The sequence below is a fragment of the Streptomyces sp. XY006 genome, from assembly GCF_002237655.1.
Taxonomy (GTDB): Bacteria; Actinomycetota; Actinomycetes; order Streptomycetales; family Streptomycetaceae; genus Streptomyces; species Streptomyces levis.
This window is the reverse complement of sequence record NZ_NOKT01000026.1, coordinates 73,850-93,268: the sequence shown is the minus strand read 5'-3', so window position 1 is coordinate 93,268 and position 19,419 is coordinate 73,850. Positions and strand designations below refer to the sequence as shown.

The 19,419-nt window shown below is 75.1% G+C and carries 14 protein-coding genes; 6 read left to right on the top strand and 8 right to left on the bottom strand.

The genetic code is table 11. From position 1 onward, the window contains the following. The first annotated feature begins 15 nt into the window (after window positions 1–15). Window positions 16–1,566, top strand: a complete 1,551-nt coding sequence (locus tag CHR28_RS27510) for a GMC family oxidoreductase (RefSeq protein WP_094056387.1) — start codon at window positions 16–18, stop codon at window positions 1,564–1,566. A gap of 51 nt (window positions 1,567–1,617) precedes the next feature. On the opposite strand, the gene CHR28_RS27505 is transcribed toward CHR28_RS27510, so the two are convergent. From CHR28_RS27505 to CHR28_RS27490, 4 genes are all read right to left on the bottom strand, one after another. Then, window positions 1,618–6,270 carry a hypothetical protein gene (locus CHR28_RS27505; RefSeq protein ID WP_094056386.1) on the bottom strand — a complete coding sequence of 1,551 codons (4,653 nt, stop codon included), beginning with the start codon at window positions 6,268–6,270 and terminating at the stop codon, window positions 1,618–1,620. A 63-nt stretch (window positions 6,271–6,333) separates the two neighbouring features. Beyond that, window positions 6,334–7,215, bottom strand: coding sequence for a hypothetical protein (locus tag CHR28_RS27500; RefSeq protein ID WP_094056385.1), 882 nt, complete (start codon window positions 7,213–7,215; stop codon window positions 6,334–6,336). Window positions 7,216–7,324: 109 nt separating this feature from the next. Next, window positions 7,325–8,851 (bottom strand): hypothetical protein, encoded by a 1,527-nt coding sequence (locus CHR28_RS27495; protein ID WP_094056384.1) that lies wholly within the window; start codon window positions 8,849–8,851, stop codon window positions 7,325–7,327. Between the two features lie 70 nt (window positions 8,852–8,921). Further along, the gene (locus tag CHR28_RS27490) at window positions 8,922–9,617 is read right to left on the bottom strand and encodes a GntR family transcriptional regulator (protein ID WP_094056383.1); all 696 of its coding nucleotides are present in this window, start codon (window positions 9,615–9,617) and stop codon (window positions 8,922–8,924) included. Window positions 9,618–9,787: 170 nt separating this feature from the next. Between CHR28_RS27490 and CHR28_RS27485 the strand changes: the two genes are divergently transcribed. Genes CHR28_RS27485 through CHR28_RS27465 form a run of 5 tightly spaced genes read left to right on the top strand, consistent with a single transcriptional unit; the run spans window position 9,788 to window position 14,169 of the window. Next, a complete protein-coding gene (locus CHR28_RS27485; RefSeq protein ID WP_094056382.1) occupies window positions 9,788–11,089 on the top strand; it encodes an MFS transporter in 1,302 nt (433 codons plus the stop codon). Next, a complete protein-coding gene (locus CHR28_RS27480; protein ID WP_094056381.1) occupies window positions 11,086–11,913 on the top strand; it encodes a putative hydro-lyase in 828 nt (275 codons plus the stop codon). The genes CHR28_RS27485 and CHR28_RS27480 overlap by 4 nt, the downstream gene beginning before the upstream one ends. Window positions 11,914–11,930: 17 nt before the next feature. After that, window positions 11,931–12,689, top strand: a complete 759-nt coding sequence (locus CHR28_RS27475; protein WP_094056380.1) for a LamB/YcsF family protein — start codon at window positions 11,931–11,933, stop codon at window positions 12,687–12,689. Continuing rightward, on the top strand, window positions 12,686–13,303 hold the full coding sequence (locus CHR28_RS27470; RefSeq protein WP_094056379.1) for a 5-oxoprolinase subunit B family protein: 618 nt from the start codon (window positions 12,686–12,688) through the stop codon (window positions 13,301–13,303). The genes CHR28_RS27475 and CHR28_RS27470 overlap by 4 nt, the downstream gene beginning before the upstream one ends. After that, complete coding sequence (locus CHR28_RS27465; protein ID WP_094056378.1) at window positions 13,300–14,169, top strand: biotin-dependent carboxyltransferase family protein; 870 nt, start codon at window positions 13,300–13,302, stop codon at window positions 14,167–14,169. The genes CHR28_RS27470 and CHR28_RS27465 overlap by 4 nt, the downstream gene beginning before the upstream one ends. A gap of 305 nt (window positions 14,170–14,474) precedes the next feature. Here CHR28_RS27465 and CHR28_RS27460 read toward each other — a convergent pair whose 3' ends face one another. The 4 genes from CHR28_RS27460 to CHR28_RS27445 form a co-directional block, all read right to left on the bottom strand. Next, the gene (locus CHR28_RS27460) at window positions 14,475–15,305 is read right to left on the bottom strand and encodes an SGNH/GDSL hydrolase family protein (protein WP_256984433.1); all 831 of its coding nucleotides are present in this window, start codon (window positions 15,303–15,305) and stop codon (window positions 14,475–14,477) included. 68 nt (window positions 15,306–15,373) lie between these two features. Further along, window positions 15,374–16,552, bottom strand: coding sequence for a glycosyltransferase (locus CHR28_RS27455; protein ID WP_094056376.1), 1,179 nt, complete (start codon window positions 16,550–16,552; stop codon window positions 15,374–15,376). Then, window positions 16,549–17,676, bottom strand: coding sequence for a glycosyltransferase family 4 protein (locus CHR28_RS27450; protein WP_094056375.1), 1,128 nt, complete (start codon window positions 17,674–17,676; stop codon window positions 16,549–16,551). Before CHR28_RS27450 ends, CHR28_RS27455 begins: the two co-directional genes overlap by 4 nt. Window positions 17,677–17,862: 186 nt before the next feature. Then, a complete protein-coding gene (locus CHR28_RS27445; RefSeq protein WP_094056374.1) occupies window positions 17,863–19,281 on the bottom strand; it encodes a hypothetical protein in 1,419 nt (472 codons plus the stop codon). Window positions 19,282–19,419 lie beyond the last annotated feature (138 nt).

Below are 19,419 nucleotides of genomic sequence, written 5' to 3'. Positions count from 1 at the left end.
GACCGAAGGAGGACCATGAGTACGCATGAGTTCGACTACGTCGTCGTCGGTGGCGGCACCGCGGGCAACGTGGTGGCCGCCCGGCTCTCCGAGGACCCCGCCGTCACCGTGTGCGTGCTGGAGGCCGGCCCCAGCGACGTCGGTGACGACGACGTCCTGCGCCTGGAACGCTGGATGGGCCTGCTGGAGTCCGGCTACGACTGGGACTACCCGGTCGAGCCGCAGGCCCGTGGCAACGGCTTCCTGCGGCACGCCCGCGCCAAGGTGCTCGGCGGCTGCTCCTCGCACAATTCCTGCATCGCCTTCTGGGCCCCGGCCGAGGACCTCGACGACTGGGCGGCCGCGGGCTGTACGGGCTGGAGCGCCGCCGGCCTGTTCCCGCTGTACCGGCGGCTGGAGAACAACGACGCGCCCGGCGACCACCACGGCCGCACCGGCCCGGTGAAGCTGCGCACGCTCAAGAGCGACGACCCGTGCGGCACCGCCCTGCTGGAGGCGTGCGCCCAGGCGGGCATCCCCACCGTCCCCTTCAACACCGGCCGGACGGTGATCCGGGGCGCCAACTGGTTCCAGATCAACGCCGACGAGAACAACATCCGCCAGTCGTCCTCGGTCGCCTATCTGCACCCGGTCCTCGGCAAGCGGCCCAACCTGGAGGTGCGCACCGGCGTGCGCGCCAAGAAGCTGGTGCTCGACGGGCGGCGCTGCGTGGGCGCCGAGTACCTGGACCCGGACCTGATCCACACCCGGACGGTACGGGCCCGGCGCGAGGTGATCGTCTCGTGCGGGGCGATCGACTCGCCGAAGCTGCTGATGCTGTCGGGCATCGGCCCGGCCGGGCACCTGCGCGAGACCGGAGTCGAGGTGGTCGTGGACGCGCCCGGTGTCGGCGAGAACCTCCAGGACCACCCGGAGGGCGTGATCATGTGGGAGGCCCGGCAGCCCATGACCACCACCTCCAGCCAGTGGTGGGAGGCGGGCATCTTCTACGACACCGCGCCCGGGCTGGACCGGCCGGACCTGATGTTCCACTACGGCTCGGTGCCGTTCGACATGAACACGGCCCGGCACGGCTACCCCACCTCGGAAAACGCGTTCTGCCTCACGCCCAACGTGACGCGGGCCAGGTCACGCGGGACCGTGCGGCTGCGGACCCGGGACTACCGGGACAAGCCGAAGGTCGATCCGCGGTACTTCACCCACGACCACGACGTGCGGGTGATGACGTACGGGCTGAGGCTGGCGCGGCGGATCGCCGGGCAGCCCGCGCTGAGTGGGTGGGCGGGAGCGGAACTGGCCCCCGGGCCGGAGGTGCGGACGGACGACGAGCTGCTCGACTACATCCGCACCACGCACAACACCGTCTACCACCCGTCCTGCACGGTGAGGATGGGCGCGGACGACGATCCGTCGGCCCCCTTGGACGCGCGGTTGCGGGTCAAGGGGGTCGAGGGGCTGCGGGTGGCCGACGGGTCGGTGATGCCGGACCTGGTCACCGTCAACCCGTGCATCACGACCATGATGATCGGCGAGAAGTGCGCGGATCTGCTGCGGGAGGACGCCTGACCGTGGGCGGCTGCGCGGCCGTCGTGGGCGGTCGCGCAGTTCCCCGCGCCCCTAGGGCGTCGCGGACGCCGGGCGTTTGTACATCCTGGTCGCCGTGATCTCGCTGTGGACCGCCTCCCCCGCCTGGGGCTGCTGCGGCAGGCCCGGGCGGAGGTGCTCCTCGACGCTGATGTACTTCAGGCCCGCCCTGAGGTCGGCGTCGTTGCGCATCCGGATGACCAGGGGGAACTCGGCCAGTGCGGTGGTGTCGAACAGGCCCGTGGTGTACAGGAGCTGGACACCGAGGGCGTCCGACACCGCCCGCTGCAGTTCCAGCAGGTACGTGGCGTTGGCGCGGCCGATGGGGTTGTCAAGGAACAGCGTGCCCGCGTGCCGGTGCTTGTCGCGGCCCCGGTCGTTCGAGCGCAGCGCGGCCATCGTGCAGTACAGGGCGATGGCGGCGGTGAGCAGCTGGCCGCCGGAGAAGACGTCGCCCATCTGCCCGACGGGCACGCGCTCGGCACGCAGCACCGCGTCCGGTTTGAGGATCTCGACGGCCACGCCCTTGGGCTGCAGCGCGGCGGCCACCCCGCGCAGCAGCAGGGACATGCCGTCGCGCCGCAGGTCGGAGTTCTTCTTCACGGCCGCGCGGGTCGCCTCGTCGATGACCTCGCCGAGCCGCTCGGTGAGCGTGGCCTGGTCGGGCTCCTCGAAGCGGATGCGCAGGAACTCCTGACCCGACCACTCACCGAGGCCCTCGGGCAGCCGGGAGAGCCGCTGTGCGGAGCGCAGGGTGGCCAGGGCCGATTCGACCAGACCGCGCAGCCGGTCCACGATCGAGTCGCGGTTGCGTTCCAGCTGCTCCAGCTCGTCGGTGAGGACGCGGAGCCGGGGGGCGAAGGCGTCCGCCCACTTCTGGGCGTGCTCGGGCAGCGCGGCGGCGGGCAGTTCGCGGATCTGCTGCCGGGCCGGGGTGCGGACCTGTTCGTAGCGTGTGGAGTTGGCGTGCCGGACGAGGACGTCACTGGCCTCGCGTACGGCGGCCTCGGCCGCGGACAGGTCGGCGGCGCAGCCGCGCAGCGACCGGCGGGCCTCGGCGGCGGACTGCCGGGCCTCCTCCGGGCTGCCGGGGTACGGCTCGGTCTCCTCCTGCTCCTCCTCGGTGGTGTGCTCGCGCAGCAGGTCGCGGAGCATCGCCGCGATCTCGTCGAAGCCGCTCGCCGCGTCCTCGGCGGCGCGGTGGGCGTCGAGAAGCTCGGCGTGCGCCTCGCGGGCCTGGTGCAGCGCCTCGGTGTGGGAGGCGAGTTCCGCCGTGGCGGTGCGCAGCAGGGTCTGCGCGTGCTCGGCGTCGCGCGGCCGCAGTTCCTCGGGGAGGTCGGTGTGGGCCTCGCCGTCCTCGGGAGCGAGCCGTTCGGCCTCGCCGCGCAGCCGGCCGAGCTGCTCGCTCGCGGTCGACATCCGGGTCTCCAGGAGCTGCACCAGCTCCTCGGCCCGGGCGGCGGCGGCCTGGCGGCTGGGGCCGTCGGAGCCGTCGGGGGATTCGAGGAGCTGCTCCGCGCGTGTGCGGACCTTGTTGCTCAGCCGGTCCAGCTCCGCGCGGGCCGCGCTCTCGTCGCTCTCCGCGCGGGCCTGTTCGGCGCGCAGGTCGGCGCCCACCCCGACCTTCTCGTACACCTGGGAGGCGGCCCGGTAGGCCTCGCGCAGCGCGGGCAGGGACGTCTTGGGGGTGTCCGTGTCGTCCTCGGGCACGTCGTCGGGGGCGCCGGCGATCTCGGAGCGCTCGGCGCGCAGGGCGCGCGCGGTGCGGCGGGCGTCGTCGGCGGCGCGCTGGGCGGCGCGCCGGTCCTCGTCGGCGGCCCGTGCCCGCTCCAGGCAGGCCTGGGCGCCCGCCTCGGACTCGGCGGCCTCGTCGGCCAGTTCGCGCAGCTTGACCTGCCAGCCGGCGCGCTCGCGCAGCCGGAAGGCGAGCCCGGCGAGGGCGTCGGCGGAGCGGCGGGCCTTCTGGGCGGTCTCCTGCCGCTCGTCGCGGACGCGGGCCGCCTCGGTGGCGGCCTCGTCGGCCTCGGCGCGGACGGTGCGGGCCTCGGCCAGCTCGGCCTCGGACTCCTCGGCGAAGGCGCGTGTGTCGTGCGCCGCCTGTGCCAGTTCGGTCAGCCGGCCGGCGGGGCAGCCGGTGCGCCAGGAGGCGAGCCGGGCGGCCAGTTCGCGGTCCTTGCCGAGCCGGGCGGCGAGCGTGCGGATCTCCTCGTCCCGCTCGGTGGCCCGGGCGCGCAGCGCCTGCCGTTCCTCGTCGGCGGCGTGCTCGTCGTGCATGGCCGGGTTCGGCGGCACCAGGAACACGTCGCCGTCGTCGCTGTCCGGGGCGGGGGTCGGGGCGAGCAGGGCGGCGGCGGTGCCGACGGCCACGGCGGAGCGGGGCAGCAGCGCGGCGTCGCCCAGTGCCTCCCGGGCGCGGGCGTGCGAGCCGGGGTCGGTGATGATCACGCCGTCGACGAGCTCGGGCCGGGCGGCCAGCACGCGTGCGTGGTCGGCCGGGTCGACGGCCTGGGCGAGGTAGCGCCAGCCCGGCAGGGCGGGGATGCCGTGCTCGCCGAGGAACTCGACCGTGGCGAGCACGTCCGGGCCGGGCGGCAGCAGCCCGCCGTCACCGAGGGCGCCCAGGATGCGGGCGTCGTCGGCGGCGGCCGTGCGCAGGTCGAACAGCTGCCGTTCGGCGGAGGAGACGGCGTCGTCGAGGAGTTCGCGCAGGTCGTCGGCGCAGCGGTCGAGCTCCTCGGGGCCGAGCCCCTGTTCCGCTCCGGCGGGCGGGGCGGGAGGCTCACCGTCCGTGCCGTGGCGGGGCTGCGGGATGCCCGGGCGCGCTTCGGGGGTCAGTGCTTCGGGGGCCAGGCCGAGCAGCTCCGCCAGCCGCTCCTCGCGGGCCAGCGCCTCGGCGGTGCGGCGCTCGGCCTCGTAGGCACGCTCGGCGGCCGTGGCCGCGTCGGCCGCGCGGGCCGCGGTCAGTTCGGCCCGGGTCTCGGTGGCGGCGGCCTCGCGCGCGTGCTCCGCGGCGCGGCGGGCGGCCTCGCGGGCGGAGTCCCAGGCCGCCACGGCGGTCTTCTCGGCGTCGCTGGCGGCGAGGGCCGCGCGGGCCGGGTCGGCGTCCGGCGCGCTGTCGTCGAGCCAGCCGGCCCGGACGGCCTCGGCGGTCTCCTGCTCGACCTCGGCGAGGCGCTGCTTGAGGTGGCCGATCTCGCTGCGGGCGCGCTGGGCCTGGGTGGCCGCGGCGGTGGAGTCCCGGTAGGCGGCGTCGCTGACCTCCTGGAGGGCGGCGGAGCGCTCCTCCTCCTCGTTGGCGTGCTGCTCGGCCTTCTCCGCGGCGGCGTGCAGGGCCCGGACGAGGTCGACGGCGGCCTTGGCGCGGGCGGCCAGCGCCGGGGCGGCGTCCCGCTCCGCCTCCTGGATCGCGGCGGACACGCGCGCGACGCGGTCGGCGGCGGCGCGGTGGCGCAGCACGGCCTCGGCGGCCTGCCAGGCCGAGTACAGCGTGCGGGCGTCGGCGAGTTCGCGCTTTTGCGCGGCGGCGGACTTCTCCGCCGCCGCGAGGGCCAGGGAGGCGTGCCGGTAGGCGAGTTCGGCGGAGATCAGCGCGCTGCGCTCGCGGGCCGCCTCGGCGTGCGTGACGGCGTAGGCGGCGGCGGTCACGCGCTGGGCGAGGTCGGCGGCGCGGGCCCGTTCCTGCACGCCGCGCGCGGAGAGCCGGCGGGCGAGGGTGCGGGTGCGGCGCTCGGCCGCCGTGTGGACCTCCCGGGCACGTGAGCGGGCCTCGGCGGCCTCGACGATGCGTCCCAGCAGGTCGACGGAGCCGGCGGTGAAGTCGCGTTCGGCCATCAGCTCGGCGCGCCGGCCCAGCTTGTTGCCGAAGCCGCTGACCAGGTCGGCGAGCCCGTCGGTGTCCCGCGTGTCGGTGACGGCACGCAGCAGCAGGTCGGTGAAGTCGGCGTCCTTCTTGACGGCGAAGAGTCCGGCGGCCTCGCCTTCGTCGGCGTTCATCTCGCGCTGGTAGCGGAAGAGTTCGGGGTCGAGGCCGAGCTCGCCGAGGTGCTCGATCCAGCGGTCGTGGATCTCCTCCCAGTGCACCTCCAGGTGCGGGTAGGTCCTGCCCGCCTCGGTGAGGGCGTCGCGGAAGCCCTTCATCGTGCGGCGCCGGCCGCGCGCCCCCGACTGCCCCTCGGCCGGGGGCCGTACGGCGGTGGACTCGGCGACGGGGAGGTTGTCCAGGCTCAGTCCGGGACCGGGGCGGAAGGAATACCAGGCCTCGGCGAACTTGCGCGGGTCGTTGGAGACCTGCCGGCCGCGCCATTCGCTGACCTTGCCGACGACGACGCACTCGCCGGTCAGCACGTGCTGCCACTCCAGCGCGACGTGCCCGCAGTCGTCGGCGAGGAGGAACTTGCGCAGCACGCCGGAGCTGGCGCCGCCGAGGGTGTTGCGGTGGCCGGGCAGCATCACGGAGAAGATCAGCTTGAGCAGCACCGACTTGCCACCGCCGTTCTCCAGGAACAGCACGCCCGCGGGGGCGGGACGACGCGGCGGGCCGACCGGCTCCTCTTCGAAGAACTCCGCCTGCGTGGGCGCGGGGTCGGGCACGATCTCGCCCACGCCCCGCAGGTCGAGCACGGTGTCGGCGTAGCGCGCACCGGCGGGCCCGATGGAGTAGAGGCGGACGCGGGACAGCTCGTACATGGCGGACTCTCGTAAGTCTTCGTCAGGTGGGGGGTTCAGGTGGGGGTGCTCAAGTGAGGGTGTTCAGGAGGAGTGGAACGGCAGCCCGGCGTCGGCGACCAGGTCCAGGTCGTCGCCCTCCTCGGGCGGCAGCAGCGTCGGGGTGCCGTCGGTGACCGGGACGACGCCCAGTTCCAGCAGCTCGGCGAGGGCTGCGCTGCCGGCCAGGTCGCGGACCTGGAGCTGGTAGCGGGCGGTGGTGCGGTACGTGCCGCCGTTGTCGTCGCCGGTGCGCTGGAGGAAGCCGGAGTCGGTGAGGAAGGCGACGGCCTTGGCGACGATGCCGGTGGTGGAACCGGCGAGCCGGCGCGCGTCCTTGGTGGCGCCGGTCGCGCTGCGCCGCACCCAGATCCGCCAGGCTGCCTCCAGGCCGGGCGCGTCGGTGGCCGGGTCGGTGTTCTCGCCCTGCTCGGCGGCGCGTTCCTCCAGGCGGCGGCAGGCCTGGCGCACGAAGGCGTCGACGCCGTTGACCGTGACACGGCCGATGTAGCCGTCGTCGGCGAGGTCCTCGGGCCGGGGGAACGCCATGGCGGCGACGGCGAGATGGGCCAGTCCGTGGAGGAAGCGGTCGCCGCCGTCGGCGGACGTACGACGCGCGTAGTCCCCCATGCGGACGGCGAACACCGAGTCCTCGGCGGCGGTCACGGCCATGCCCGCGCGTGGGGACACCTCCAGCACGATCAGGCCGAGACCGGTCGCCACGGCGTCGGCGAGCCGCGCGAACGGCGGGTCCTCGCGGTAGCGCCGCAGCAGGTCCGCGTACTCCTGGTCGCGGGCGGGCTGCAGCTTGGGCTGCAGCCCGAAGGACACGAGCCGGGCCGCGTCGGCGGCGTCGGCGGGAGTGACGGCGGCGGTGGCCGCCGGGGCCGGGCTCTCCGCGTCGCCCCACTCGACGTGCTCGCTCACGACGTGAACTCCTTGACCTTGTAGACGAAAGTGCGGGCCGCGCCCTCTGGGGCGCGGGGAACTGCGCGACCGGGCGCGAGGGCGCCGCGGCCGGTCACCGGGGGCGGCATCACGCGGCCTCCGTCCTGTCCGCCGCCATCCCCGCCGCGTCCAGCAGGGCCGTCCCGACGATGAGGTCGGCCCCGCCGAACTCCGGGTCGTCGAGCTCGGTCCCGTCGTCCACGGCGAACAGCAGCTTCTGCTCGCCCTGCCGGTACGCCGTACCGACCGGCGGACTCGCGGCGTGCACCGCCAGCAACGCGACCAGGTACGGCAGCTCGGGGTCCTGCCTGCGGGCCTCGGCCAGCAGTCCCGACAGGCGCCGCGGCGCGTCCGCCGGCAGGTCGAGGAGCTCCTGCGCCGCCGCCATCTGCTCCTCGCTGAACCGGCTGTCGTCCGGCGTGGCGATGAGGTCCGGCTCGGGCATCTCGGCGCCGAGGTGCTCCCGCTCGACGGGCGGCGTGAGCAGTATGTCGACGAGGTCGGCGACCCGGACGGACACGGGCGTGCGCAGCCCGGTGCCCCGGCCGAAGAACGCGTCCGTGACCCGTACGGCCTGCTCCAGCGGCAGGGGCAGGACGGGCGAGACGAGGTGCCCGTAGAGGTCTATCCCCGAGGTGGTCATCGGCGTCGCGAACGCCTGCCGGTCCTGCTCGGCGCGGAACAGCGGCCCGGCCTCCAGCAGCCGGGACTGCAGCTGCGTGTGGCGCCGGATGCAGTCCTTGACGATGTCGACCAGCTCGGCGGCGCGGCGCTTGTGCTCCGGGTCCTCGGACTCGTCGCGCGCCTTGCGGATGTTCGTGAGGATCGCGTTCTCGTGGCGGTAGCGGTCGGCCACGTGCTCCAGGGCCTCGGCGATCATGTCGGGCACCGCGCTGAGCCAGTCGACCGCGCGGACGTTGCGCCGGGTCGCGTCCAGCGCCTTACGGAGGGTTTCCGAGTACTGCACCGTGCGGTAGCGGGCCTGCTCGGCCGCGAGCTGGGCGTCGGCGAGCCGGCCGCGGCTGATCAGCACCTCCAGCTTGACCTCGGCCGCGATCTGCGCGCTGGTGACGTCCGTGTCGAGGGCGCCGACGAGGACGTTGACCGCCTCGTCCGTCGTCCGCAGATACACCGCGCCGCCGGGCCCTGGGACCTCCTCGATCAGCTTGAAGTCGTAGTCCCGGCGCACATAGGTGCCGTCCGCCCCGAACGTGCCGTACACCGCGCGGAAGCCGCGGTCGACGCTGCCGACGTTGATCAGGTTCTCCAGGACCCAGCGGGCCACCCGTTCGTGCTCGGCGGCGGGGCGCTGCGGGGCCTGGGCGGCGATGCGCGGGATGAGGCGGGCGACGATCTGGTCGTGGTCCGCGCCCGTGTCGAAGTCCATGTTCAGCGTGACGAGGTCGATGGCCGCGAGGGCGACCTCCGCCATGCCGTACACCGAGTACTCACCGGCGAGGTTGGCCTTGCGTGCGTCGAGGTCGTGCAGCGGCGCGGTGCAGGCGAGCGCGCGCAGGCGCCGCGCCAGGCCCTCGTCGGCGGCCGGCCCCGGTGCGGGACGCGGCCCCGCGCTGAGCTGGGGCGGAACGCTGTCCGTCGATGCAGGCGAAGTCACGGTGCACAGACTAGGTCCTGGGTCTGACATCGGCCCAAACGACGCGGTACGCCTCCGCGGCGCCCGGTCCTCAGCCGTCCTCGCCGACGCGGCGGCGGTACACCTCGACGACCCGTTCCAGCGAGTCGTCGAGGTAACCGGCGAGCAGGTTCTCGGCCCGGGCGCGGTCTCCGGCCTGAAGGGCCTGGAGGATCGCGACATTTCGCGCGATGTACGGTTCGTGCAGCCGCTGCGGTTCGTCCACCACGTGGAACGCCAGCCGGAGTTCGGCGAAGACGCTGCGCATCAGCTCGGCGGTGCGCTCGCTCGCGGCCAGCGCGACCAGCTCGCGGTGGAAGTGGATGTTGGCGGTACCCACGCCCTTCCAGTCACCTTCGCGCGCCGCCCGCCGCCCCTCCTCCACGGCGGCGGCCAGTCCGTCGAGACCGTACGGCGGGTCCCCGAGGCCCCGGACGACGGCGCACTCGACGAGCCGCCGGGTGCGGTAGATGTCCTCGACGTCCTCCACGGTCAGGACCCGGACGAAGACGCCCCGGTTCAGCTCGTGGACGAGCAGGCGTTCGTGGGTGAGCAGCCGGAACGCCTCGCGCAGCGTGTTGCGGGAGACCCCGAGCGCGCCGCCGATGCTGTCCTCCGACAGGCGCGTGCCGGGCGGGAAGTAGCCCTCGGCGATGCGGCTCCTGAGGATGTCCGAGACCCGCTCCGCAGTGCTGGTGCGCCCCAGGAGAGCCCGGTCGTCGGCGAGGTCCTTCAGCTGCTCTGCCATGCCGGAATTCAATCGCAGATCCCAAGAACGAACCAACATGGGTATTGAGGGATCGTTGAACAATCCTCTACGGTGCTACGCACGACGTCGCTTCCCCACCGCGGCGCCGACCGCTCCCGCACGGCACGGCTCACCCCCAAGCACCCTCCTCCTCCCTCTGCGAGGTGCCCATGAGCACGACCCCTCCACCGCAGGCCCTGACCGACGGGACCCGCGACGCGTCCACCGAACCCGCCCCGGACGACGGGGCGTTCGGCTGGCTGCGGGCCCTGGGCCCGCGCGGCCGCCGCGCCTTCGCCGGCGCCTTCGGCGGCTATGCCCTGGACTCGTACGACTACTTCACGCTGCCGCTCAGCATGGTCGCGCTGTCGGCCTACTTCGGCCTGAACAGCGGCCAGACCGGCCTCTTCACCACGGTCACCCTGGTGGTCTCCGCGGTCGGCGGCGCCCTCGCGGGCGTCCTCGCGGACCGCATCGGCCGGGTCAAGGCCCTGATGATCACGGTGATCACGTACGCGGTCTTCACCGTCGCCTGCGGCTTCGCGCCCAACTACGAGACGCTGCTGGTCTTCCGCGCCCTGCAGGGCCTCGGCTTCGGCGGCGAATGGGCGGTCGGCGCGATCCTGGTCGCCGAGTACGCCAGCGCCAAGCACCGCGGCCGCACGCTCGGCGCCATCCAGAGCTCCTGGGCGGTGGGCTGGGGCCTCGCCGTGATCGTCTACACGGTCGTCTTCTCACTGGCCGGCGACGACCTGGCCTGGCGCATCATGTTCTGGACCGGGGCGCTGCCCGCGCTGCTCGTCGTCTGGCTGCGGCGCAGTGTGCACGACGCGCCCGCGGCGACCGCCGCGCGCGAACAGAGCGCGGAGAAGGGCTCGTTCAAGGCCATCTTCCGGCCCGGCCTGCTGCGGGTCACGCTCTTCGCCGGGCTGCTGTCGACCGGGGTCCAGGGCGGCTACTACACGCTGGCCACCTGGGTGCCGACGTATCTGAAGTCCGAGCGTGACCTGTCGGTCGTCGGCACCGGCGGCTATCTCACGTTCCTCATCTCGGGCGCCTTCATCGGCTACCTGACCGGCGGCTACCTCACCGACAAGCTGGGCCGGCGGCGCAACATCTGGCTCTTCGCCCTGCTGTCGGCGCTCTGCATCCTGGCGTACGCGAACATCCCGAGCGGCGCCAACACCCTGCTCCTGGTGCTCGGTTTCCCGCTCGGCTTCTGCATGTCGGCGATCTTCAGCGGCTTCGGCTCGTACCTGAGCGAGCTGTACCCGACGGCCGTGCGCGGCACGGGGCAGGGCTTCACGTACAACACCGGGCGCGCGGTGGGTGCCGTGTTCCCGACGACGGTCGGCTTCCTGGCGGACAGCTGGGGCGTGGGCGGCGCGCTGGTCTTCGGCGCCATCGGCTACGGCATCGCGGCACTGGCGCTGCTCGGGCTGCCCGAGACGCGCGGGAAGGAGCTCACATGAACCGCACGAGCACCGGGGACCGTCCCGTGGTCCTGGTCGACGAGCACGCGCGCGCGTGGAGCCCGAAAACCGCCCGGGCCCGGTTCCGGGACGGCCTCACCGGCCCCACGGCCGGGGTCGCGGGCGGCCACACCCAGGTCAACCTGATCTCGGTGCCCGCCGACTGGGCCTACGAGATGCTGCTGTTCTGCCAGCGCAACCCCAAGCCCTGTCCCGTCCTGGACGTCACCGACGCCGGGTCCTGGACGACCGTGCTCGCCGAGGGCGCCGATCTGCGCACCGACCTGCCGCGCTACCGGGTGTGGCGGGACGGCGAGCTGGTGGACGAGCCGACCGACGTGCGCGGGTACTGGCGCGACGACCTCGTGTCGTTCCTCATCGGATGCAGCTTCACCTTCGAGTGGGCGCTGGGCGAGGCGGGCGTGCCGATCCGCCATGTCGAGCAGGGCCGCAACGTCCCGATGTACGTGACGAGCCGGCAGTGCCGCCCGGCGGGACGGCTGCACGGACCGCTGGTGGTGTCGATGCGGCCGGTGCCGCCCCGCCACCTGTCGGCGGCGATCCGGGAGAGCAGTCTGCTGCCGGCGGTGCACGGCAGCCCGGTGCACTGCGGCGACCCGGCGGGGCTGGGCATCGACGACCTCGGCCGCCCCGACTTCGGCGACCCGGTGGCCGCCGAACCGGACGACATCCCGGTGTTCTGGGCGTGCGGGGTGACTCCGCAGGCGGCCGTCATGGCCTCCCGCCCGCCGTTCGCGCTCACCCACGCCCCGGGGCAGATGTTCCTCACCGACGCCCGCGACGAGCAGTACCGCGTGGTCTGACAGGAGACACTGGAATCATGGCCTGCATCGACCTGAACGCCGACCTCGGCGAGGGCTTCGGCCGCTGGCGGCTCACCGACGACGAACGTCTGCTGTCCGTCGTCACCAGCGCCAACGTGGCCTGCGGCTTCCACGCCGGGGACGCGGTCACCATGCGCCGGGTGTGCGCGCTGGCGGCCGAGCGCGGGGTGCGCATCGGCGCCCAGGTGTCCTACCGGGACCTGGCCGGGTTCGGGCGGCGCGCCATGGACGTGCCGCCCGCCGAGCTGGCGGCCGAGGTCGCCTACCAGATCGGCGCCCTGGAGGTGTTCGCGCGCGCGGCCGGCTCCCGCGTGGCCTACGTCAAACCGCACGGCGCGCTCTACAACCGGGTCGTGCACGACGAGGAGCAGGCCGCCGCGGTGGTCGAGGGCGTGCTCCTGGCGGACGCCGCACTGCCCGTCCTGGGGCTGCCCGGGTCGCGGCTGCTGGAGCTGGCCGGGAAGGCGGGGCTGCCGGTCGTCCCGGAGGCGTTCGCGGACCGCGCCTACACCGACGCGGGCACCCTCGTGCCCCGCTCCCGGGAGGGCGCGGTGATCACCGAGCCGGACGCCGTCGTCGAGCGGTCCCTCGCCCTGGCCGCCTCGGGCGAAGTGGTGTCCGAGTCGGGGGCGCGCATCGCGGTGCGTGCGCGGTCCCTGTGCCTGCACGGCGACACGCCCGGCGCGGTGGAGCTGGCCCGCCGCGTCCGGGAGCGGCTGGAGTCCTCCGGCGTCCGGGTGGAGGCGTTCGCATGAAGGTGCTGCCCGTCGGCGAGGACGCCCTGCTCGTCGAGGTCTCCTCGGGCGACGAGGCCCAGGCCCTGCACGCGGAGCTGCTGCGGCGCCGCGCCGAGGGCTCCCTGTCGGCGCGTGAGATCGTCCCGGCGGCCCGCACGGTCCTCCTCGACGGCCTCGACGCGCCGGACCGGGTGGCCGCGGAGCTGACCGCGGCCGACCTCCCGGCCGCGCCTCCGCCCGCGGGCGACGTGATCGAGATTCCCGTGCGCTACGACGGCCCGGACCTGGCCGACGTCGCCGCGCACTGGGGCGTGCCGGAACCGGAGGTCGCCCGCATCCACGCGCGCACCGAGTTCCGGGTCGCCTTCTGCGGCTTCGCACCCGGCTTCGGCTACCTCACCGGCCTGCCGCCCCGCTACGACGTCCCGCGCCGCGCCACCCCGCGCACCTCCGTCCCGGCCGGGTCGGTGGCGCTGGCCGGCCCGTACACGGGCGTCTACCCGCGCTCCTCGCCGGGCGGCTGGCAGCTGATCGGCACCACGGACGCGGTGCTGTGGGACCACGCGCGCGTGCCGGCCGCGCTGCTGTCGCCGGGCGCGCGCGTGCGGTTCGTCCCCAGGGCGGAGTCATGACGGACCGCGCGCTCGCCGTCGTACGCGCCGGGGCCCTCACCACCGTGCAGGACCGGGGCCGCCCCGGACACGCGCACCTCGGCGTGCCCCGTTCCGGGGCGCTGGACCGGCCCGCCGCGGAGCTCGTCAACCGGCTGACCGGCAATCAGCCCGGGGCGGCCGTGCTGGAGACGACCCTCGACGGCTGTGCGCTGCGGCCCCGTTCGGACGTCACGGTGGCGGTGGCGGGCGCGCCCTGCCGGGTCACGGTGGACAGCCGGCCCGCCGCCTGGGGCGCGCCGGTGCGGGTGCCGGGCGGTGCGCTGCTGGACGTCGGCCCGGCCGTCGCGGGCGTGCGCTCCTACGTGGGCGTCTCGGGGGGCATCGCCGTCGAGCCGGTGCTCGGCAGCCGCTCCACCGACCTGCTGTCCGGCCTCGGCCCGGTCCCCCTCACGGACGGCACGGTGCTGCCGCTGGGCCGGCCCACGGGTGTGCACGCGCGCGTGGACGTCGCCCCGCAGCCGGCGCCTCCGGCCGAACTGGTCCTGCGGGTGACCCTCGGCCCGCGCGAGGACTGGTTCACACCGGAGGCCGTACGGACCCTGGTCTCCCGCGCCTACCGGGTGTCCCCGGCGAGCAATCGCATCGGCCTGCGCATGGACGGGCCGGCGCTGGAGCGCGGCCGGCCCGGGGAGCTGCCCAGCGAGGGCATGGTGCTGGGCGCCGTGCAGGTCCCGCCGGACGGACGGCCGGTGGTGTTCCTGGCCGACCATCCGACCACCGGCGGCTACCCGGTGATCGCCGTCGTGCGTCCCGCCGACCTCCCGGCCGCCGCCCAGGCGATGCCGGGCACGCCGGTGCGGTTCGTGGCGGTGCGCCGCCGCTAGGCCGGCCGCGTCGGCGCGGCCGGGGCCCGGGAGCGTGGGGTGCCGGGCGGGACTTCGGCCAGTTCACCACCCGGCCGCCGGGCACCCAGCACGGCTGCACTCGGCAGGCGCACCGGGCGTGGAGTGCGGCCGGGCCCGACGGGCGCACCGGGGTACCGGGGTACCGGGCGCAGCCGGGCCCGACGGGCGCACCGCGTTACCGGGCGCGGCCGGACCCGGCAGGAGTCGTGGTCGTGTGCCGTCCGCGGCGCGGTGGGGGTTGATCGCGCAGTTCCCCGCGCCCCTTGGGGCGCGGACCGGCGCGGTCAGGCCGCCTCCGTCTGCTCCCCCAGCGACAGTGCGGTCAGGGCCGCGGACACGGCCGCCGAGGCCCGCAGATCGAGCCGGGCACTGGTGCCCCGGGCGCGGTGCCGTAGCTCGTCGGCGGCGAGGGTCAGCAGCTGCGGCAGCAGGTCGGTGCACCGCCGGGCCACCCAGCCGGTGCCGGCCGTGGCCAGCCACCACAGGCTCGCCGACCTCGTCGGCCCGGGGAACTCAGGCTCCCGCGACGGCGCGGGCCCGCTGGCGAGACCGCGCTCGGCGAGCAGCGCGTGGAAGCGCAGGGCCAGCTGCCGGTGCCCCCGCTCGCCCGGGTGCAGCCGGTCCGCGCTCCACATGGCCCGGTCGGTGATCCAGTCGCCCTCGCAGGCGTGCAGGTGCAGCGCCCCGTACCGGTCGGACAGGGCGTGGACCACCGTGTTCACGGCCCGTTGCCGCCGGGCCAGCGGATGGGCCAGCGCCCCCGGCAGCCCGAGCATCGTGCCCGGGTCGGGCAGACAGGCCGTGAGCAGCGTCGCGCCCTGTCCGGCGCAGGCCGCGTAGACCCGGTCGAGCCGGGCCGCCACGGCCTGGATGTCGAAGGTGCAGCGCAGGGTGTCGTTGACGCCGACGACGACGGACACGAGGTCGGGGCGCAGCCCGAGCGCGACGGGAAGCTGCCGGTCCAGCACGTCCCCGGTCTGCGCCCCGCTCACCGCCAGGTTGGTGAACCGGACGTCTCCCGTCCGCAGCCCGGCGGCGAGCAGCGCGGCCCAGCCGCGCCACCCGTCGCCCACCGGGTCGCCCACGCCCTCGGTCAGCGAGTCCCCGAGAGCCACGAAACTCAAGGCCCCGCCGCTCCCGCCGGGCCCGTCACAACGCGAGGTCCCCTCCCCCGGCGCGGGTCTCATGCCACGCCTCCGGGCACGAACGGCCGCGCGGGGACGGCCGCGTCATGGGCGGCGAGGAACGCGTCGACCGCCGCGTCCCACCCGAAACACTCCGCACGCGCGCGTGCCGCCTCGCGGCGGTCCGCCTCCAGCCGTTCCAGCAGCAGGTCCACGGCGTCCGCGAAGGCCTCCCCGTGGTCCGCGGCGACGGCCCCGGCGGAGCCGATCACCTCCGGCAGCGCCGAGGAGGCGCTCGCCACCACGGGCGTTCCGCAGGCCATGGCCTCCAGCGCGGCGAGCCCGAAGGTCTCGGCGGGCCCGGGCGCCAGGGCCACGTCGGCGGACGCCTGGAGCGCGCCGAGCAGGGCGCGGTCGGAGAGGTGCCCGAGGAAGGTGACCGGCAGGCCGCTCTCCCGTGCCCGCTGTTCGAGGCGCGACCGCAGCGGGCCGTCCCCGGCCACCACCAGCACCGCCCGGCGGCCGCGCCGCCGCAGCGCCTCCAGGGCGTCCAGCGCGGTGCCGGGCCGCTTCTCCACGGACAGCCGCGAGCACATCACCAGCAGCGTCTCGTCCTCGCGCGCGTGCCGGGCCCGCAGCGCGGGGTCGCGCAGGGCGGGGTGCCGCTGCACCAGGTCGACCCCGAGCGGGGCCCGCACGACGTTGCGCGCCCCGATCCGTACGAACTCCCGCTCGGCGAACTCGGTGGTGCACACCACGCGCGCGTACGTGTGGGCCGTACGGACGTTGAGGGCGTCGGCGGCGCGCCGGGCGGCTCCCTCGGGCAGGCCCCAGGTGCGCAGGACCCCGTCGGCGGTCTCGTGGGAGACCATCACGGCCGGGATCCGGGCGCGCCGTGCCCACTTGCCGGTCCACCGCAGGGTGGTGCGGTCGGACACCTCCAGCCGGTCGGGCGCGAGTTCCTCCAGCAGCCCGGCCACCCGCCGCCTGTCGGTGAGGACGCGGTAGCCGCCGGTGCCGGGCAGCAGCGGACCCGGCAGGGTGATCACCCTGCCCTGCTCGGTCTCGCGGTCGCTCGTCCGCTCGCCGGGAACCACGAGGACGGGTTCGTGCCCCGCCGCCCGGTAGCCCTTGCCGAGCTCACGCAGGGCGGTGCGCAGACCGCCGGAGGAGGGGGCGACGAAGTTCGCGAGCCGGACGATCCGGAGCGCGCGGCGGTCGGCGGTGTGCGCGCTCATGCCGCCACCGCCGTGCGGCGTCCGGCGAGCACATCGGTGTAGTGCCCGATGAGCCGGTCTCCGACGGCGGCCCAGGTGCGGCCCTCGACGGTGGCGCGCCCGGCGGCGCCGAAGGCGGCACGCAGCGCCGGCTCGGCGGCCAGAGCGCGCACGGCCTCCCGTACGGCGTCCGCGTCGCGCGGCGGCACCAGCAGTCCGGTGTGCCCGTGCGCGACCAGGTCGAGCGGTCCGCCCGCTGCGGGTGCCACGACGGGCAGCCCGCTGGCCATGGCCTCCTGCACGGTCTGGCAGAAGGTCTCGAAGGGGCCGGTGTGCACGAACAGGTCCAGCGAGGCGAAGACCCGGGCGAGGTCGTCGCCGGTGCGGCGGCCGAGGAAGACGGCGCCGGGCAGCGCCTGCTCCAGCGTGGGCCGGCTGGGACCGTCGCCGACGATCACGACGCGCACGCCGTCCAGGCCGCAGGCGCCGGCGAGGAGTTCGACCTGCTTCTCAGGGGCGAGGCGGCCGACGTATCCGACGATCAGCTCGCCGTCGGGTGCGAGTTCGCGGCGCAGGGTCTCGTCGCGCCGGTCGGGCCGGAACCGTTCGGTGTCGACGCCGCGCGGCCACAGCTCGACCCGGGGCACTCCGTGGGTGCGCAGGTCGTGCAGGGCCGCGCTGGAGGGGGCGAGGGTGAGGTCGGCGGCGCCGTGGACGGAGCGGATGCGCCGCCAGGCGGCGGCTTCCCCGGCGCCCATGTAGGTGCGGGCGTATCCGGCCAGGTCGGTCTGGTAGACGGCGACGGCGGGGATGCCGAGGCGGGCGGCGGCGGCCATGCCGCGCACCCCGAGGACGAAGGGGCTGGCCAGGTGGACGACGTCGGCACGGTGCTCGACGAGGGTGGCGGCCAGGCGGCGGCTGGGGAGGGCCACGCGGACCTGGGGGTAGCCGGGGAGCGGGAGGGAGGGGACGTGGACGACGGGGCACGGCGCGGACGCGTCGGGCTTGTTCCCCGGTGCGGGGGCCGGTGCGACGACGACGGGGGCGTGACCGCGCTCGACGAGGTGCCGGGCGGTCTGGAGCGCGCAGTGGGCCACGCCGTTCACGTCGGGGGGAAAGGATTCGGTCACGATGACGACACGCATACCGGTGTTGTCGCCGTGCCGGACGTGGCCGCGTCAACGTCGATCTTTCCGGCCGAGGAACGTGTCATGAGCGTTCCGATGCGCACCCGCGCAGGTCAGGCCGTGTCCATGCCCTCCTGACCCGCGGGTCATCCGACGTTCATCTCCCTGGCCTGATGCGGCCTCGGCAGTCCCGCGCGGAGGGGGTCACACGGCGGTTTCCTCCGGGCCGATCCGGCTGCGGACGGCCGTCTGGACCTCGGCCTCCTCGGCGGGGTCGGCGGCGAGCCGGCGCAGGCGCTCCACGACGCGGGCGTCACCGGTCTCGGCGTGCCGGGCGGCGAGTTCGCGGGTGGTCTCCTCGCAGTCCCACAGGCATTCGACGGCGAAGCCGGTGGCGAAGGAGGGGTCGGTGGCGGCGAGGGCGCGGGCGGTCCGGCCGCGCAGGTGGGAGGAGGCGGTCTCGCGGTAGACGTGGCGCAGGACGGGTGCGGCGCAGGCGATGCCGAGCCGTCCGGTGCCGTCGACGAGGGTCCACAGGGTCGGTGCGTCGGGGCCCTCGCCCCGCACGGCCTCCCGGAGGGCGGTGAGGACCAGGTCGCGGTCCTGGGCGCCGCCCCGGCAGGCGAGGACGCGTCCGGCGGCGGCGCCGAGGGCGTCGGGCCGCCGGGCCCAGCCGCGCGCCCGGTCGACGGCCGCGAGGGAGCGCATCCGTTCGAAGGCGTCGACGGCGGCGTCCACGACGACCGTCGAGCCGGTGGCCACGGCGCCCTCGATCAGGTCGAGGGCGTCGGGATCGTTGCCGTCGGCGAGGTAGCGCAGGGCAGTGCACCGGGCGCCGTCACCGCCGTCCTTCGCGGCGCCGACGATCTCGGCCCGGTCCTCGGGCCCCGCCACCGCGGTGAGGCAGCGGGCGGCGGGGACGTGGAGCGCCGCGCCGCGTTCGAGGCCCTGCTGGGCCCAGTCGAAGACGGCCTGGACGCTCCAGCCGGGGCGGGGGCCGGAGGGGCGCATCTGCCGCTGCCAGCGGTCGAAGCAGCCGGCCTCGTGGGCGGCACGCACGCGCGTGGCGATGGAGGAGCGGGGGTCCTCGGCCCACAGCCGCCACGGCCGGGGCTCGAAGGCGTCCCGGACGGCCGCGGCCAGCTCGGCCTCGCCCTCCGGGTCGGCCGGGAACCGCGCGAGGACGGGGGCGGCGAGGGCGCGCAGGCCAGCGTCGTCGTCCCGCAGGGCCAGTTCGTCGAGGGCCCAGGCCCAGTTGCTGCCGTGGGCGGCGTATCTGCGCAGCAGTTCGAGCGCGTCCCGCCTGCCGTAGGAGGCGAGGTGCCCGAGGACGGCGAGGGCGAGCCCGGTGCGTGACTCGTCGGCGTCGAGGACGTCCTCGGCGTCGAAGAGGTGGGCCTCGATCTCGTCGAGCTCGCCGTTGAGGTCGAGGTAGAGGCGGGCGTAGTAGAGGGAGCGGTTCTCCACCTGCCAGTCGTGGCGGGGATCTCGCAGCACGCAGTGGTTGAGCGCCGCGAGCGCCTCGGGGCGCGGGGCGGTGAGCGCGTGCAGTGTGCCGTCGCCGCGGCCCCGCTGGAGCAGGCCGAGCAGCGTACCGCTGGGCGCTATGACCGGATCGAACATGGGAAACAGCCTCACATCAAGCGTCGACGCAACCGGGGACGTGTACTACCTGGCCGCGCGACAACACGTCGGAGTGCCCGCCGTTTCCTGCTTGCTGTAGACCATCTTCCTCTGCCTCTCGTCGGTGGCCCTTGCGGA